Annotated in this window: 18 protein-coding genes; 8 read left to right on the forward strand and 10 right to left on the reverse strand. The window is 46.8% G+C overall.

Features of this window, described 5'->3' with window-relative positions; all coding sequences use genetic code 11:
- Positions 1 to 868: 868 nt before the first annotated feature.
- The gene (locus AC3A14_RS10730; protein ID WP_318732277.1) at positions 869 to 1,405 is read right to left on the reverse strand and encodes a potassium channel family protein; all 537 of its coding nucleotides are present in this window, start codon (positions 1,403 to 1,405) and stop codon (positions 869 to 871) included.
- A 166-nt stretch (positions 1,406 to 1,571) separates the two neighbouring features.
- On the opposite strand from AC3A14_RS10730, the gene AC3A14_RS10735 reads away from it, so the two are divergent.
- Entirely contained in the window at positions 1,572 to 2,489 is a 918-nt protein-coding gene (locus tag AC3A14_RS10735; protein ID WP_413039082.1) for a metallophosphoesterase family protein, read from the forward strand.
- A 36-nt stretch (positions 2,490 to 2,525) separates the two neighbouring features.
- Here the strand turns inward: AC3A14_RS10735 and rph are convergent, their stop codons facing one another.
- On the reverse strand, positions 2,526 to 3,242 hold the full coding sequence (rph, locus tag AC3A14_RS10740; protein WP_318732279.1) for a ribonuclease PH: 717 nt from the start codon (positions 3,240 to 3,242) through the stop codon (positions 2,526 to 2,528).
- A gap of 6 nt (positions 3,243 to 3,248) precedes the next feature.
- Complete coding sequence (locus tag AC3A14_RS10745) at positions 3,249 to 3,806, reverse strand: nucleoside monophosphate kinase (RefSeq protein ID WP_318732306.1); 558 nt, start codon at positions 3,804 to 3,806, stop codon at positions 3,249 to 3,251.
- A gap of 525 nt (positions 3,807 to 4,331) precedes the next feature.
- Between AC3A14_RS10745 and AC3A14_RS10750 the strand changes: the two genes are divergently transcribed.
- A complete protein-coding gene (locus AC3A14_RS10750; RefSeq protein ID WP_318732280.1) occupies positions 4,332 to 4,913 on the forward strand; it encodes a TetR/AcrR family transcriptional regulator in 582 nt (193 codons plus the stop codon).
- 88 nt (positions 4,914 to 5,001) lie between these two features.
- The gene (locus AC3A14_RS10755) at positions 5,002 to 5,682 is read left to right on the forward strand and encodes a GNAT family N-acetyltransferase (RefSeq protein WP_318732281.1); all 681 of its coding nucleotides are present in this window, start codon (positions 5,002 to 5,004) and stop codon (positions 5,680 to 5,682) included.
- A gap of 141 nt (positions 5,683 to 5,823) precedes the next feature.
- Here the strand turns inward: AC3A14_RS10755 and minC are convergent, their stop codons facing one another.
- The 3 genes from minC to AC3A14_RS10770 form a co-directional block, all read right to left on the reverse strand.
- Entirely contained in the window at positions 5,824 to 6,783 is a 960-nt protein-coding gene (gene minC / locus AC3A14_RS10760) for a septum site-determining protein MinC (RefSeq protein WP_318732282.1), read from the reverse strand.
- A 49-nt stretch (positions 6,784 to 6,832) separates the two neighbouring features.
- On the reverse strand, positions 6,833 to 7,123 hold the full coding sequence (locus AC3A14_RS10765) for a sensor histidine kinase (RefSeq protein WP_318732283.1): 291 nt from the start codon (positions 7,121 to 7,123) through the stop codon (positions 6,833 to 6,835).
- Between the two features lie 139 nt (positions 7,124 to 7,262).
- Positions 7,263 to 8,189, reverse strand: coding sequence for a LysR family transcriptional regulator (locus AC3A14_RS10770; protein ID WP_318732284.1), 927 nt, complete (start codon positions 8,187 to 8,189; stop codon positions 7,263 to 7,265).
- A 136-nt stretch (positions 8,190 to 8,325) separates the two neighbouring features.
- Here AC3A14_RS10770 and AC3A14_RS10775 point away from each other — a divergent pair, with 136 nt between their 5' ends.
- On the forward strand, positions 8,326 to 8,451 hold the full coding sequence (locus AC3A14_RS10775; protein ID WP_318732285.1) for a hypothetical protein: 126 nt from the start codon (positions 8,326 to 8,328) through the stop codon (positions 8,449 to 8,451).
- 195 nt (positions 8,452 to 8,646) lie between these two features.
- On the opposite strand, the gene AC3A14_RS10780 is transcribed toward AC3A14_RS10775, so the two are convergent.
- Positions 8,647 to 9,774 (reverse strand): CO2 hydration protein, encoded by a 1,128-nt coding sequence (locus AC3A14_RS10780; protein ID WP_318732286.1) that lies wholly within the window; start codon positions 9,772 to 9,774, stop codon positions 8,647 to 8,649.
- Positions 9,752 to 11,335: an NADH-quinone oxidoreductase subunit M gene (locus tag AC3A14_RS10785; protein ID WP_318698743.1), complete on the reverse strand. Its 1,584-nt coding sequence runs from the start codon at positions 11,333 to 11,335 to the stop codon at positions 9,752 to 9,754. The genes AC3A14_RS10780 and AC3A14_RS10785 overlap by 23 nt, the downstream gene beginning before the upstream one ends.
- A 132-nt stretch (positions 11,336 to 11,467) precedes the next feature.
- Between AC3A14_RS10785 and AC3A14_RS10790 the strand changes: the two genes are divergently transcribed.
- From AC3A14_RS10790 to rpsU, 4 genes are all read left to right on the forward strand, one after another.
- On the forward strand, positions 11,468 to 11,791 hold the full coding sequence (locus AC3A14_RS10790) for an ATP-binding protein (RefSeq protein ID WP_318732287.1): 324 nt from the start codon (positions 11,468 to 11,470) through the stop codon (positions 11,789 to 11,791).
- A gap of 24 nt (positions 11,792 to 11,815) precedes the next feature.
- Positions 11,816 to 14,071 carry a heavy metal translocating P-type ATPase gene (locus tag AC3A14_RS10795; RefSeq protein ID WP_318732288.1) on the forward strand — a complete coding sequence of 752 codons (2,256 nt, stop codon included), beginning with the start codon at positions 11,816 to 11,818 and terminating at the stop codon, positions 14,069 to 14,071.
- 89 nt (positions 14,072 to 14,160) lie between these two features.
- Positions 14,161 to 14,382, forward strand: coding sequence for a PEP-CTERM sorting domain-containing protein (locus AC3A14_RS10800; RefSeq protein WP_318698746.1), 222 nt, complete (start codon positions 14,161 to 14,163; stop codon positions 14,380 to 14,382).
- Positions 14,383 to 14,565: 183 nt separating this feature from the next.
- Positions 14,566 to 14,748, forward strand: coding sequence for a 30S ribosomal protein S21 (gene rpsU / locus AC3A14_RS10805; protein ID WP_271937305.1), 183 nt, complete (start codon positions 14,566 to 14,568; stop codon positions 14,746 to 14,748).
- Positions 14,749 to 14,939: 191 nt separating this feature from the next.
- On the opposite strand, the gene AC3A14_RS10810 is transcribed toward rpsU, so the two are convergent.
- On the reverse strand, positions 14,940 to 15,599 hold the full coding sequence (locus tag AC3A14_RS10810) for an ImmA/IrrE family metallo-endopeptidase (RefSeq protein ID WP_318732289.1): 660 nt from the start codon (positions 15,597 to 15,599) through the stop codon (positions 14,940 to 14,942).
- Complete coding sequence (locus tag AC3A14_RS10815; RefSeq protein WP_318698748.1) at positions 15,596 to 15,943, reverse strand: helix-turn-helix domain-containing protein; 348 nt, start codon at positions 15,941 to 15,943, stop codon at positions 15,596 to 15,598. The genes AC3A14_RS10810 and AC3A14_RS10815 overlap by 4 nt, the downstream gene beginning before the upstream one ends.
- Positions 15,944 to 16,020: the final 77 nt, after the last annotated feature.

Below are 16,020 nucleotides of genomic sequence, written 5' to 3' on the forward strand. Positions count from 1 at the left end.
GGAAGAGAATGGTTTCCTCTAGGGATTTGATGGTCTCCTTAGCTTGGGTGAGTTCATCTTTTAGCCTTTGATTCTCTGATTTCTCGGAGATATCTGCCATGAGAAGATTGACTTGGTTCCTGGTGGTTTGGTGTTTATCGTACTTATCATTCATGGTTTGGGAATGTCCCAGTGCTCAAGGGGTGACAAGGCAGCTCAAAGGTGGCTATAACGACCTTTTTCGATGGTATTTTGCTGAAAACATCAACTCAAAGGTCGCGATCGCATAACCATAACATTAGGTTAGAGGGTTATTTGCCCAAAAAGTAGCTGAAATTTTTTCGCCATCTTAAAGGCTCAAAGCCAAGCATAGCCTTAGATTCAAGCCTGTTGTCACCCCCTGAGGTCCCAGTGATAAAGCACGCTGGTCGCGCGTCAGACCAGCAAGCTTCCTATGATAATTTGCCAGGTGACGTAGGGCATGAGTTTGAGTGAAACCCGTTCCTACTTGGTTGATATAATTGGCTAGCCGTTTCCTCATGGTGGAAGGGTAGATTTCTTTCGCGGGTGAAGTCCTCATTACAGGAATTATTCACCGTTGCTGGCTTGGTAGCGGTCTTAAACCGGAGATACAGACGGTTGCCGCTACTGACAATCCGAATACCTTTGGGGGCACTCTTCTGTCCAGCTTTCAGGTAAGTCCTCACCAGTTCGTGGTCAACATACTTGGATATTTCAATCTGGTTAGAGTGGAAATACTCAGTTACCAGGTTCCATGCCTGTTTTATGTAGGTATCCATGTTCAACACACTTTCAACACTTTTTCAAGGTTCAGCGTGTTGAATGTATGTGGTAAAAGGCTTCTGGCCATTCAAATAGCGTTAGCCATTCAATAAGGCGTGAGTTCATGACTCATCACTTGTATACTCTGGCCATCTAACTCAAAAAAGCCTAAGGTTTCTGCACCTAAACCAGCTAAACCAAAGGCACTAGCAATCATTTGTGTCGGTTCGGCTGCAAAAAAGTTACCCAACTGTTCGCTCAAGAGTTGATTCAAATTATGGGCGGCAGAACGCACAACAATTCTGATATTTGGATTCAGTTGGCGTACGGCTAAAGCAGTTTGGGCATTGACTTCTTCATTGCTAGTGACAATTAAAACGGTTCGACACGCTTGAATTTGAGCCTGTTCGAGAATGTGCAGTTGCCGACAATCTCCCACAATTAATGTATCTAATAACTCAGGAACTGTGGATAATTCCCACTGAGCAGGAGGACTTTGCTCAATAGCGCTGACAACGACTCCAAAATTTTTCAAGGCGATCGCACATTCTTGACCGAGACGACCTAAACCACAGATTAAAAAGCGATCGCCATTCGGCTCTGGAGTATTCTCTTCTGGTGGAGTAGGTGAAAGGCTTGACATACCCTGAGTTCTCACATTTACAGGACTTCACCCGCTTCTTGAATTAAATTCTTAGGCATTCTCTAGAAAGGACGATTGTGAGCTACATTATTAGGTAGCTTTAAGTATACAGCCCATAAAGCAATACGGTCTCTCTAACTTAGTATATAGATAAACTCAAACTGTAATGAAAATGAAACGTCGTGAACTCCTGCGTTGGGGAACTGGAATTGCCTTCGGATGGGTAATTGGTAAAGGGATAGTGGCGAATCTCTTTCAACCCTCCTTAAAAACTGATATCTCCAAGAATCATCTAAGCTTCCCAGATGGAGCTTCTCCCTTGCTGCGGTTTATGTCTGTTGCTGATACTGGAACTGGGGCCGAGGGCCAATATGCAGTGTCCTCAGCCATGGTTCAGTACGCCCAACAATTCCCCTGTGAATTGGTGGTTTTAGCGGGAGATAATATTTACAACAATGGTGAAATTGAAAAAAGTAAAGCCGTTTTTGAAGACCCCTATCGCCCCTTGCTTGAACAAGGTGTTCCCTTTTATGCCTGTTTAGGAAATCACGATATTCGCACGGATAATGGTGTGCCTCAAACCCAATATCCTCTGTTCAATATGGGAGGCAAACGCTACTACAGTTTCCGTCGGGGCAGTGTGCAATTTTGGGCTTTAGATACCAATTCTAACGCAGACTGGGTAAACCAATTGGCTTGGTTGAAGCAAGAGTTAAGCCAATCCGATGCTCCTTGGAAAATTGTGTTTGGCCATCACCAAATCTATTCTTCTGCTCACTATGGATTAAACACCAAATTAATTGAAACTCTCACACCGTTATTTCAAAAATATGGGGTGCAACTGTATATTAATGGCCACGAGCATGTCTATGAAAGAACGTATGCGATTAATGGTACAACCTACCTCATTTGTGGAGCAGGGGCAGGAGTACGGGATGTCGGTCGTTCAACATGGACAGCTCATTCTGCGTCTCGTCTGAGTTTTGCCGCTTATGAGGTTTATGAAGATCGCATCCTTGTCCAAGCAATAGGTACGGATCATCAAGTGTTCGATCGGGGAGTAATAGGAATGGGTAATGGGTAATGGGTAATGGCTGTTCTCTATGTCTCCCGATTTAACTTAAGAGAGAGCATCCTGTTGAGCAGTCAAGAGATGCTCAATTCCTACTTCTGCCCTATCGAGCATCTGATTGAGTTGGTGACGGTTAAAGCTGCCCTGTTCGGCGGTTCCTTGAACTTCGATCGCCTCTAGGCGATCGTTCATGACCACGTTAAAATCGACTTGGGCAATGACATCTTCTTCGTAGCACAGGTCTAAATAGGGTTCGCCTTCAAGTAATCCAACGGAGACAGCGGCGACTCGATGACGCAAAGGAGACTGGGTTAATTTACCTTGTGCTAGTAATTGATTAATGGCATCCACTACAGCCACATATCCTCCAGTAATGGAGGCGGTACGAGTACCGGCATCTGCTTGCAGGACATCGGCATCGACGGTTAGGGTGCGCTCACCTAACTGTTCTAAGTCTAAAGATGCTCTTAAACTTCGTCCAATTAACCGTTGAATTTCTTGTGTGCGTCCTGATAATTTCAAGAGTTCTCTAGGGTGGCGTTGGGGAGTAGCGTTGGGAAGCATCCGATATTCTGCGGTGAGCCATCCTTTCCCCGTTCCTTCTAAAAATTTGGGTACACTCTCTTGTACGGATACGGTACACAAGACTTGAGTATCGCCAAAACTGGTGAGGACTGAACCCCAAGCAAACTTGGTGAAACCGCGTTCAAACCGAATGGGACGGAGCTGATCCGGTTGACGACCATCAGGACGGGGTAGAGCCATAATATCTTAATGTTCCCTGGAATTTGCTATCAGTCGAGTTTGCAGTTCGGCCAGCACTTGGTCTTGGGATTGATTCCCATCGACGGTGAGTAGTCGCTGACGTTTGTCATAATAATCCAGAATGGGGACAGTTCGAGTTTGAAAGAGTTCAATCCGTCGTTCGATTAAGTGGGGCAGATCTTCTGATTCACCCATGGCTAACCGCCTTTCCATCATTACTGTTTCTGAGGTATCTAGGAAGATAGCCCAGTTGAGTTGTTGCTGTAGCTCATCGAGTAAAAAATCGAGTTCTTCGGCTTGAAATGCGGTGCGAGGATAACCTTCTAGGAGCCATCCAGTCGTGGTATCAGTTTGTAGGAGGCGATCGCGGATAAAAGCAATTAAAATCGGATCGGGTACAAATTCTGCCCGTTCTACATAGGGTTGGCATTGTACACCTAATTCTGTTTGCTCGGCGATCGCCCTTTTCAGAATCCCTCCCATAGACACTAACGGAATCTGGAAGCGATCGCACAAACCCCTCGCTTGTGTACTTTTCCCCGCACCCGGGCCGCCCAAAATCACCAATCTCAAGGTTTTTTCCTCCCCAACTCGTCTTTAGTAGACCAGAGTACCAAATAGCCTTAGCCCATCGCGAGGTAGTCCCTAGGCTGACAGGGTGGGGTTTGGATCAATAGATTTTGGCTTTCATCAAGCTCAAGTCAAAGGTGCTTTGGATGCTGGCAAGAGTTTTAACGCTGCTGTAGGACATGGGAGATTAGGGTTTTTTCGATTCATTCCTGACAATAACAAATAACCCGATTAGCACGATTAACATTGGCAACACTCCCCTGAAGACAACCACATCTACATCGTATCGGATGGTTCATTTTGCTATTTCCTCACTTGAAGATTTAGCCCCAGGATACCCTATTTGCTTGAGCTGGAGGCATTCATTTCTAAAAAGAGTTGACACTATACCGTCTGGACGGTATAGTGAATTTGTAAATGAATTTTCGCTCTTGGTAATCCAGCCTTTAACCCAGTGCGGCTTGCCGATAAAAGTGTGAATTACATTTATTGTCTACACCTGGTTTTGAGGCTATTACTATGGCAGTCGATCAAAAGTCAAAAGCGAGATCGGCAACTCGTGAAAAAATTTTGCACGCTGCGAGTCAAGTCATCCTGAATAAGGGTGTGGAAGCATTAACCCTGGATGCAGTTGCTCGACAAGCAGAAGTTAGCAAAGGAGGATTGCTCTATCACTTTCCGAATAAGAATGCATTGATTATTAATTTGGGTGAGCAACTGCTGCAAAATTTTGAAGCAGCTCTACAGCATGAGTTTGAACAAGATGATGCACCGGGAACGCCGGGACAGTGGCTCAGAGCTTATGTCCGTTCTACGGAACGAATAAGTCAAGAATCCCTTGCCTTGTTCGCCCGTTTATCATCCATCCTTGTCGAAATACCACCTGAACTATTGCAGTATTTTGCAGCTTATGAAGAGCGGTTTAATCAACATCTTGAAGCCGACGGACTCGATCCAGTACAGGCCAGGATTATTCAGTTAGCTATTGATGGACTATGGTTTTCAGAAGTCTTTCAAATGCTTGTACCCAATGCAGAAATGCGCGATCGCGTTGTGGAAACCTTATTAACGATGACGCGCTCTGTTCCATCGACCGATTAAGTCAGTATTGACAACCTCTAACAGTCAATCAACTCGCTGATTCTGGGAAGTTCCATATCGTTTCAATCCAATTTGAAGGAGATTTTTCATGCAAGGTCATCAAATGCAAGACGCAACTCAAAATCCGGCAAAAGCGATCGCGAATGCGAATATTGTTCCTCTGAAACCATCCGATTTTACAATAGCATCAGAATATCTTGCAGCCGCATTCAGCCAAGATCCTATGATCGGTTACTTTTTGCCGGAAGAAACCGCAGCCAAGAAAAGGGCGCTTCAGCACTTTAGCCGATCCTTTCTCAACTTCGCGCAGCTATACGGTCACATTTATACCACTGCTGACGATCCTAAAGGAGTAGCCATTTGGTTACCTCCAGAAGCATTTCACATTTCGCTGCCACAGCTCTGGCAAGTGCTAACATCAGGACTCATCATCAGTCCATTGTATATGCGTTGGAATCGGATACAGGAATTTTTGGCATTCTTAAACATGGAGATTCAAATGCACGACCAGCTTTCTCCAGAACCTCACTGGTATTTAGGAATGCTAGGCGTTTCGCCAAAATGCCAGGGACAAGGAATTGGAGGAATGCTGCTTCAGCCAGTCTTGGAAGAATTAGATCGCACCAAGATGCCTTGTTATTTAGAAACAACTACTCCCGGAGCCGTGCGGTTCTATCAGCGGCATGGGTTTGAAGTAGTTCACCAAGGCATGTTTGCCGATCGCCAGTATTGGTCAATGAAACGCTATCCCCAAAGCTTATCCGAATGAGACTCATACTTCAATGATGGCGATCGCGGCAGACATCCTAAACATGCGATCCAACCCAAATATCAAAGCCAATATGCTCTAGATTGGGATAACAACTCCGGTAATAGGCCTCACTTACAAACAACCTGAAAACAGAGTTAATTAAACTTCTGGTTGTTCATCAGCTAGAGCTTGACGGACTTTCTGAAAATCCATAGCTCCAGCAATACGAATACCTTCGGGGGTGGCGTAGGCAACCTCTGGATAGGGTTTAGGCAAGGAATGTTGGGGCGCTCTGGCAACTTGACCAGCAATACGGACTTGAGTTGGCTCCATATCTAAAGCCATAATCACACATTCTGGGTTCCCGATCGCCCCCGCATGGGCAACTCCTCGCAATCTTCCCCAAATCAGGATATCGCCATCGGCAACAATAGAGGCTCCGGGATTAACATCTCCTTGGATAATTACAGTTCCCTTATGACGAATTTCCACACCCGATCGCAACGTCGTCTGTAAATAGAGGGGTTCTTCTTGCAGTTGTAGGGGTTGGGAGGGAGCCGACTTGAGGGGATCGGTGCGGGTAACTTGTTGCACCGAATAGCCACAAGTGGCGGCTGCTACGGCAGTTTGGCGGCGTTGGGTTTCCACCTGTTCTAATTGAAGTTGAGATTGTTTCAGAATATCGGCGATCGCCTGGAGTTGGCGCATATCCAATAAACGGTCTTCGGCGATTAAATGAACCGGTACATTCGATTCTCGCAGACGATCGCTGCCTTTGAGCAACACCTGAATTTGTTGAAACAACTCCGTCCAAGTACAGCTTAATTCCCCCTCTGGGGGTAAAACCAACTGAAAATGAGTATCTTGGGATTTCAACTTTACCGGAATATCTTTGAGCGATCGCTGTTCCGGGGGTGACTCTGGGTCAAATTCTGCACCTTGGCTTCCCTCAGCAACCCCCTCTAGAGATCGATCCTCTTGCTGTGGAGTTTCGGGGAGGGGTGCAGGCAGTTCTGAAGCCACAGTATCAACGGGTTGATCCGGAGTCTCCTCTGAAGGAGCCGCATCTAAGCTGACAGCAAAAGTTAAGGAAGCGGGGGAAACAGAAGATTCAGGCATGAGCGATCGCATTTTGCATTGCTTTTAGTGCATTATATAGCGCCCGGTGCTAGTCATTATCAAAACTTAACTCATGTCCACCCAGGTAATTGTTGACAGGCAAGCCTATGCAGAACTGTGTTCCTTTGCCAAATTCTGACTCGACTTCCAGGGTTCCTCCGTGGGTTACTACCACAATTTGGTAAGCGATCGCCATCCCTAGCCCCGTTCCTTTTCCTATGGGTTTAGTTGTAAAAAAAGGATCAAATATTTTAGCCAAAGTCTCTCGAGTCATGCCCATGCTAGCATGAATATCGATCGCTTTGTGCTGGGCTTCGTCTAACCGAGAGAAACTACGCAAAGAAAGAACAATACTAGAGTATCGATGTTAATCATAGAGTAATTTGGGATAGGTTAAGTGAGGCGATCGCCTTTGTCATCTTCCCAACGATTACAACTGGCTATCACCCGGTTAATGTTTCCCTAATCTAAAACAGACCTTAGTGAAGCTTTTCCATGGCTGTTTCTTCAGCCACTTTTTTGCCTTCATCCAACAGATACTCTAAGAAAGCTGTTGCAACCACGGATAACTGTTTACCATTGGGATAGACGACAAACCAATTGCGTTCAATGGGGAAATGCTCCACATCAAGGATTGCCAGCTTTCCAGTAGCGCCTTCTAGGGCTAAGGTATGCAAGGATAGCACCGACAGACCTAAACCGCCCACGATCGCCTGTTTAATGGCTTCATTTGAGCCTAATTCCAGTTTCACTTTAACGCTAATATTCTCCTGATTAAACAGTTTCTCAACGGCACGACGAGTTCCCGATCCCTCTTCCCGCATAATAAACTGTTCCCCAGATAAGCGCTCGATGGGAATCTTTTGTTGTCCTACTAGGGGATGTTCTCGCTGGGCTAAAACAACTAAGGGATTTTCCAGAAACTGGTGAGCTGCCACATCTAAATTTTCCGGCACTTGGGAGAGAATATAGAGATCGTCAAGATTTTCGGACATGCGGGCTAGTAATCCTTCATGGTTAAACACCTGAAGGGCAAAATCTACACCTGGATAGCGTTGACAAAAAGGCCCTAGTAAGCGAGGAACAAAATATTTGGCAGTAGTGATTACACTGAGTTTAAGCTGTCCTTGTTTCAATCCCTTTAAGTCAGAAATGGTCATTTCCAACTGGGATATGCGGTCAAAAACATCACGGCAAGCCGCGAAAAGTTCCTGACCTGCCTCCGTCAGATATAATCGTTTACCAATTTGTTCAAATAAAGGCATTCCCACAGCCTTCGTTAATTGCTTTACTTGCATGGAAATGGTAGGCTGGGTTAAATATAACTCTTCTGCTGCCCGCGTAAAGCTGCCGTGACGGGCTGCGGCTTCAAACACTTTTAATTGATGCAGAGTAGCTTGCCTCAAAACCTGTTCCTCAATTAGAAAATTTTATTCATAGATATAAATCTATCATATTTATTATCAATAGTGCATTACCCCTATCGATATTCTTGCGCTATCATCAGGATCAGAAAGAGCGAAAGAAACCCTTCCGAAGAGGATGCTACCTGGCGATCGCCAGTTGGAGAGGTTGGCACAGGACACCCAAATTCCTAGCTTTGCAGTTCGCCCCATTTTGGCAGCAGTAAAGTATTTACTTCTTGAGCTGAAACGTTCGACGGTGTAGCATCCTTTTTTTTCTACTAGGCTTCTTGCAGAAGCTGGGGAATAGGCAATAGGGAAAATCTAGTTTTACGCTTTCCTACCAACTCATATCAAGTCCGAATAATTCAGTAACTCAAACTCTTAATAATCATTAGCTTATTTTGCGCCCTTAAGTTTATTTGAGCTGCAATCATAACTCATTAATTTCCATGATTTCCTAGCCTTGATTGACCTCTAGTAGGCGAGAGGTAAGAAAGCGATCCATCCAGGATTCAAAATAGGCGCGGTTAGCCTGTTTTTGCTCTGGATCGGGGGTGTCGAGGGGATAGGGAGTCAGTCCTTTCATGGCTGCTGTGGTGACGCAGTACATGGACTTCTGGAAACTGACACAAATTTGCACTAACAGGTCATCTTCGCCGCGACGACTGCGTTGATAGAATTCGTGTAAATAATCGGGGAGAAAATGGCGCATATCGTGCATTAGTAAAGTGGGCGGAATGCCTGCACCTCCGGTGGGGAGGGGGTCAGCGTAAAGTGCTCCATAGTTAAATTCCGCTTGTTTTCCTGGAATTTGTCTAGCTTGGGCGTTGTAAGAAACAGTTCCGAGGAAGGGCGTGCCGCGAAAGAAGATGGTATCGACGTAGGGAACGGCAGTTTCCATTAAGAATTTGAAGTTTTGGGAAGGGGGAATGAGGTCGTAGGGTTTACCGCTAATGGTTACTGTGTAGGTGATGGGGGTATTGGCGGCAGCGACTAAACCCGCGAGAACATGCTCGACGACTTGGGGAATAGATTGGATCTCTTGGCAATCGTAGCGGTCTGAGAGGTCGATAAACATATCACTCATGACGCGCCAAAACTGACCTAGGGCACTGGTATAGACCATTTGCCGTACTTGTTCGGGGAGAAAGTCGGGAAAGAGTTTATGGAGTAGTTGCACCCCTGGGTTGTATTTAATTTTAGCCGCGATCGCCTGTTCTGCATATTGGGCAAAGGTGGGGCTATCGAGATAGGTATCCATTTCTCCACCGCCATGCCAGAGCATCACGCGCATGACATATTCGGCATATTCATAATTAATGCGATCGTGCCACCAATGTTTGAGCAGTTTTTGCAGAGTTATTTCCCCATTAAAGTACTTAAAGAAGGGGAAGAGGACTAAAAACTGTTCCTGAGCCATATAAATCAGGTTTTTGGAATAGGCATCCAGAACGACTCCATAGCTTTTGAGAATACCCACTACTTCCAGAAGATTTTCTTGAGAGTGGGGTAGCAATTCACCACCGGCTTCTAGACGTTCAATGTAGGAGGCAAGGGGATGTTTAGAGGGGGAAAGGGCGATCATGGGGTAATGGGTAATAGGTAATAGGTAATGGGTAATAGGGGAATAATGCAGAATTCTCCGTGTCCCCGTGTCTCCGTGCCCCCGTGTCTTGCCCACTCAAAATGGTGTTACTCGGAAACATGGCCGTACTGGTGGCTTCGCTCCACTGGACGAGGGTACTGGGAAAGAGACCGAAGAAGACGATCAAGAGGGTTAGGGCGATCGCCGGAATGCGATCTGACCACTGCACTGGGGGTAGGTTTTGCACGACTTCGGAAAGGCGGCCAAAGAAAGTACGATTCACTAAGAGGAGGTAATAAACAGCAGTTAAGCCGGTTCCCACCATACAGGTGAGGGTGGGTATGGGGAAGGTGGGAAAACTACTCCAAAAGACGAGAAATTCGGAGACAAACCCAATCATACCGGGAATTCCGGCGCTGGCCATCACTCCCATAATCATTAAGCTGCCAATGAGGGGTAGTCCGCGCTCTGGGTTCAGGAGTCCTTTTAAGATATTGAGATCGCGGGTTCCGGTTTTTTTGTAGACGACTCCCACGACTAGAAAGAGAACAGCAGAAATCAAACCATGGCTAACCATTTGCACGATCGCCGCTAGGAAACTGAGGGAGGTTGCCGTTGCACCAGCGAGCAATATATAGCCCATATGGGCGACGGAGCTGAAAGCGACCATTTTTTTCATATCGGTCTGGGCGATCGCACTCAAGGCTCCATAAATGGCGCTAACAGCAGCCCAAACTGCTAGGCCAGGAGCGAGGAGACTCCAAGCATCAGGAAGCAGGAGGAGGCCGAACTTGAGCAGTCCGTAGGTTCCCAGTTTCAGCAATACGCCAGCGAGGAGAACGGAGATGGGAGCAGAGGCTTCGACGTGAGCATCGGGAAGCCAGGTGTGGAAGGGAACCAGGGGAATTTTAATGCCAAAAGCAAGCAGGAGACCCCCAAGGAGGATCAGTTGGGTTCCCAAAGGTAGGGTTTGAGCGATCGCCGGGTCATAGCTAAACGTACTGGCTCCGCTTAACCAGGTGATGCCCAGGAATGAAGCCAAGAGGGCAATACCGGAAACGGCGGTATACATTAAAAATTTAGTTGCGGCATATCCTCGGCGCTTTCCACCCCAGATGGCGATCAGGAGATAGAGGGGAATCAGTTCGAGTTCATAGAAGAGGAAGAACAGGAGATAATCTTGGGAACAGAAGGCTCCAGAAACGCAGGAGTTAAGCAGCAATAGCAGGGCATAATAGAGCCTAGGCCGTTGGATTTGACGATCGCTGCTTGCAATGGAGACGAATGTTAATAAGCTGTGGAGTAAGATGAGGGGAAAGGATAGGCCATCAATGCCCAGATGGTAGGTTAGGCCTAGGGCTTCTAACCAAGGTACGAATTCTGTCAATTGCAGTTGGGACTGATGGGGATTAAATTGGAGAGCGATCGCCACTGTCCAACCCAATAGGAAAAGGCCGAGGGCAATGGCCAGTTTGCGTATGGTTTCAGGTTTGATTTCAGCGGGCCAGAAGGCGATCGCTGCTGCACCTAAAACCGGGCCCCAGATCAAAACACTGAGCATTGACGATCCTAAATTGATATGATTGAGGTTTGCAAGGGTTGATTGTTTATTTAGCCTATCAAATCATGGGCGATCGCAACAGACTTCAGTCAGATTGTTTGATGCTCAGAGTAAGTGCCTTTAGACTGGGGAGTGTCAATACAACGCTTATTTGCCAATCTTCTCGAAAACGCCTTAAACTATACCCCTGCCGCCCGCACCATCACGGTTTCCCTCAAGCAAAAAGAGGATGCGATCGCTGTTTCTATCCAAGATACTGGTATTGGTATTGCCCTCGAACACTTGCCGTTAATCTTCGATCTCCTGTGGAGATTAGACAAAGCTCGCACCCATCGCGCTGGAGCTTTCGGCTTAGGCTTGGCGATCGGTTGTGGTACATGGCGAGAGAGAATTCAACACTATACTCCATCAACCCACCCCTTGACTCTCCAGTTGGGTGGAGTGTTTACACTCTAGGCAATAGATTAGAGGGTGAAGGTTATGCAACAGCAAACGCTACAAGTAGAAGGCATGTCATGTGCCGGTTGTGCCCAACGGGTTGAAAACCTGATTCAAGGCATATCAGGGGTTACGAACTGTTCTGTTAATTTTGCCCTCAGGGAAGCAACCGTTCAATATAATCCTCGTGCTGTTAGTTTAGATCGGATTCAACAAGTAGCTGCAGATGCAGGATATCAAGCCAATCTTCCTTCAGAGGAAGAGAGAGAAGCACACTCCGATCTAGAGCTACAACAGTTACAACAAAAACTGTGGCTAGGGGGAGCGGTTTCAGTTCTGTTAGTGGTGGGTTCTTTCCCGATGATGACTGGACTTTCGATACCGGGTTGGCCCCATTGGCTCCATAATCCTTGGTTGCAATGGATGGTGTCAACTCCGGTCATGGTTTGGTGTGGTCGTTCGTTTTTTGTCGGAGCCTGGAAAGCCTTTCAACACAAGAGCGCGGATATGAACAGTTTGGTGGCTTTGGGGACGGGTTCAGCCTATTGCTATTCTTTGTTTCCGACGCTATTTCCTGGATTTTTTGAAGTTCAAGGCTTGAGTGCAGATGTATATTATGAAGCTGCTGTGGTGATTATTACCCTGATTTTATGGGGAAGAATGCTGGAGCATCAAGCCAGATCGAAAACTTCATCAGCCATTCACGCTCTGATAGGTTTACAACCGAAAACAGCACGGGTGATGCGGGATGGGGAAGAGCAGGAAATTCCGTTAACCGAGGTGCAAGTGGGCGATCGCCTCTTCATCCGTCCGGGCGAAAAAATTCCCGTCGATGGTAGAGTCATTCAGGGTTCCTCAACGGTTGATGAATCCATGGTTACTGGGGAAAGTATCGCAGTGGATAAACAGCCCGGTGATGAAGTTATTGGCGCAACGATCAATCAAATGGGTAGTTTTCAGATGGGAGCCACCCGCGTAGGCAAAGATACCGTTTTAGCGCAGATTATCCAGTTGGTGAAAGATGCCCAAAGTTCTAAAGCGCCCATTCAGAAATTAGCCGATCGCGTCACATCCTGGTTTGTGCCTGCGGTTTTAGCCATAGCCGTCCTCACCTTTCTCACCTGGATACTGTTGACAGGCAACCTCACCCTAGCCATGGTAACCACCGTCAGTGTTTTAGTCATTGCCTGTCCCTGCGCTTTGGGGTTAGCCACGCCAACCTCGGTGATGGTGGGAACCGGGAAAGGGGCACAACAGGGAATTCTGATCAAAGGAGCCGAAAGCTTGCAACTTGCCCATCAGGTGCAAACCATTGTTTTAGATAAAACGGGAACCCTGACAGAAGGGAAACCCACGGTTACGGACTATATCACCGTTCTGGGAACTGCCCACGGCAATGAATTGAAACTTTTGCACCTGGCAGCAAGCTTGGAAAAATCCTCTGAGCATCCCCTAGGACAGGCTGTAGTGGACTATTGCAAACGTCAGGGTATTAAAAAGGGTTTTAGCGATCCGGAGCAGTTTCAGGCAGTTCCTGGCTGTGGCGTGCAAGGTTATATTAGCAATCGCCTCATCCAACTGGGAACTCGGCGATGGATGGAAGAGTGTGGGGTCGATCTGGCGGTGAAAACGTCTCAGGGTGTGCCATTGAGCGAGTATCAGGAGCCGTGGGAGAGTACCGGAAAAACGGTAATTTGGATGGCAGTGGATGGACAGGTGGAAGCAATATTGGCGATCGCCGATGCCCTCAAACCCTCTTCAGAAACTGTAGTTAAACGCCTACAGCGCATGGGGTTAGACGTAGTGATGCTCACAGGAGATAATCAGAAGACAGCAGAGGCGATCGCCTCACAAGTTGGTATTACCCAGATTGTCGCCCAAGTGCGCCCCGATCGCAAAGCCGATACAGTGCGCCAATTGCAACAAAACGGTAAATTAGTCGCCATGGTTGGCGATGGTATCAATGATGCCCCTGCCTTAGCGCAAGCCGATGTCGGCATAGCCATTGGTACAGGAACCGATGTGGCGATCTCTGCCAGCGACATCACCTTAATTTCTGGCGACTTACAAGGCATCATCACCGCCATTCAACTCAGCCATGCCACCCTAAACAATATCCGCCAAAACCTATTTTTCGCCTTTATTTATAACACCTCCTCCATCCCCATTGCCGCCGGTATTTTATATCCTTTCTTCGGTTGGTTACTCAATCCCATTATTGCCGGGGGAGCGATGGCGTTAAGTTCCGTTTCTGTTGTTACCAACGCTCTGCGCTTACAAAAATTTCAACCCCATTGATAGTGCTTTGTACTAGGGAATAGTGTACTCCATAACAGCACAAAGTGCTGTATCTCAAAGACTAAAAGAGCCAAAGGGATTTAATAGTTATGGAGAAATTCAATAATGGAGTGTTCTACAGTTCAGATTTGCTCAATAACCAGGTAGCCGTTTCACCTAATGATATTTCCACTAGTTGGAAACCAGATGAGTGTCAAACTGCCGTTACCGGGATAAGTTCTGCCTGCGATCTGGGAAAAATCCCCGAACCTTCGGCAGTTTTGGCACTTTTAGGCGTTGGTGCGTTTGGTTCTCTATTCAAGGGGCGCTAAGGTTCATAACTGTAGTAGCTCTCTGGCTGTTTCGCTTCGCGACATGAAATGCCCCTACAACCCTATCTCACTCCTGTCAGTCTCTCTCTCGTGGGAGAGGGCTACGAATCAATGAAAATGGTATAGAATAGAGTCAAACTTATTCACCCAACCATTCACTTAAATTAGGAGAAAAGAACAAGAATGACCCAAGTGGTAGTCGGAGAAAACGAAGGAATTGATTCAGCTCTACGTCGCTTTAAGCGCCAAGTGTCGAAAGCCGGAATCCTGGCGGATGTGAAAAGCCGCCGTCATTTTGAAACCCCTCAAGAGAAACGCAAGCGTAAAGCAGTCGCGGCTCGGCGTAAGCGACGCATGTCTCGCTAGGGAAAAATTGTTGAGATATATTTATTTCAATTCAGGTTGATACACCACGATCTATCTGGAAAAACAGGATTGGTAGGGGTGAACGGTTGTTCGTCCCTACCAATCCTGTTTAACCCTTAATCGGATTATAGCGCTAGGCAATAGGCAATAGAAGAGAGAAACCCTATAACTATCACTATTAAATTGCTCAACTACCCTGACCATTGTGTTGCCGATTCACGGTTCACTGGGCCTAACATCAGTTTTCTAGACCCCTGGGGAATGTAAATCCAACCTAAATCTTGTAGACGGTTGACTAAATTCGAGATGGTAACCCCTAATTGATCCCGGAGTTGGTATAGGGTAGACCACCGAGTAAGATTTTGGCGATGACAATATTCGAGAAGGATGTTCTCTGGCATCAGCAGACAACTGGCAAAGTATTGTGCCTGCCACTCAATCGATTCGAGTTCGGTTAAGGAACTATTCGGACGACACAAGAAAGAATCGCTACTGCTGCTCAGATTACATTGTCCTTCTTCACTGACTTCTGCATGGTTGATATGCAGCATCCAATGGCCGATTTCATGGGCTAGGGTAGAGGCTTGAAATCCTTCGGGTAAGCTGAGAATTTCTTCATTAAGTTCAATTTGACGATTCAAGGGGAGAATACGGGCCGCAATGGGCCCGTATTCGTCCGAGGGAATCCGATCCCAAACCACTCCCAAATCTAGAAAATCAGCGATACGGTCTACTTCTAGGGGCCAAGAGGGTTTCCAGTTCGGGGTAAATTCCATGCGTAACAGGAGGTCGTTGGCCCGACGCTCAATTTCTGGTTTGGGATAAAAGCGGTAGGGTTTGATTAAACTCAACTGGGGGCATCCTCACTGGCTGCTTGAAAGATTTTTTCGGCGAAGTCAGGGTTTTCTCGTAAGCGTCTCAGGAGCATGGGCATGGCTTGGGCATTTTGCTTGAGCAGTTCCTCATATTGGTGAGGAATGCGTCCAGCTAGACAAACCAGCATATCGGGTTCAAGGTCGAGATGTTTGGCCAGGGAGCGGATGACATCTTCTTTGGGAGGATAGTCAGCGCGATCGTTTTCTAGCTTGGACAGGTAGGTAAAGTCAAGCTTGACCAAAGCGGCAAGACTCCTTTGGGAATAGCCTTTGTCTTTGCGTGCCCTACGCAGAATTTTACCAAATGTTTCTGTGGTCATTCGTTTTCTCCATTACAAATCTATCCTATCTCTAGTTTGAATAAAAAATCAAAAAATGGGTTGCCGGTCGGGATAGA

This window comes from Roseofilum sp., from assembly GCF_982964205.1.

Excerpts from the sequence above, each read along its gene's own strand:
- AC3A14_RS10730 (WP_318732277.1), bottom strand. The coding sequence starts at position 1,405 with ATGTCAAGCCTTTCACCTACTCCACCAGAAGAGAATACTCCAGAGCCG.
- AC3A14_RS10735 (WP_413039082.1), top strand. The coding sequence starts at position 1,572 with ATGAAAATGAAACGTCGTGAACTCCTGCGTTGGGGAACTGGAATTGCC.
- rph (WP_318732279.1), bottom strand. The coding sequence starts at position 3,242 with ATGGCTCTACCCCGTCCTGATGGTCGTCAACCGGATCAGCTCCGTCCC.
- AC3A14_RS10750 (WP_318732280.1), top strand. The coding sequence starts at position 4,332 with ATGGCAGTCGATCAAAAGTCAAAAGCGAGATCGGCAACTCGTGAAAAA.
- AC3A14_RS10755 (WP_318732281.1), top strand. The coding sequence starts at position 5,002 with ATGCAAGGTCATCAAATGCAAGACGCAACTCAAAATCCGGCAAAAGCG.
- minC (WP_318732282.1), bottom strand. The coding sequence starts at position 6,783 with ATGCCTGAATCTTCTGTTTCCCCCGCTTCCTTAACTTTTGCTGTCAGC.
- AC3A14_RS10775 (WP_318732285.1), top strand. The coding sequence starts at position 8,326 with ATGCTACCTGGCGATCGCCAGTTGGAGAGGTTGGCACAGGACACCCAA.
- AC3A14_RS10780 (WP_318732286.1), bottom strand. The coding sequence starts at position 9,774 with ATGATCGCCCTTTCCCCCTCTAAACATCCCCTTGCCTCCTACATTGAA.
- AC3A14_RS10785 (WP_318698743.1), bottom strand. The coding sequence starts at position 11,335 with ATGCTCAGTGTTTTGATCTGGGGCCCGGTTTTAGGTGCAGCAGCGATC.
- AC3A14_RS10795 (WP_318732288.1), top strand. The coding sequence starts at position 11,816 with ATGCAACAGCAAACGCTACAAGTAGAAGGCATGTCATGTGCCGGTTGT.
- AC3A14_RS10800 (WP_318698746.1), top strand. The coding sequence starts at position 14,161 with ATGGAGAAATTCAATAATGGAGTGTTCTACAGTTCAGATTTGCTCAAT.
- rpsU (WP_271937305.1), top strand. The coding sequence starts at position 14,566 with ATGACCCAAGTGGTAGTCGGAGAAAACGAAGGAATTGATTCAGCTCTA.
- AC3A14_RS10815 (WP_318698748.1), bottom strand. The coding sequence starts at position 15,943 with ATGACCACAGAAACATTTGGTAAAATTCTGCGTAGGGCACGCAAAGAC.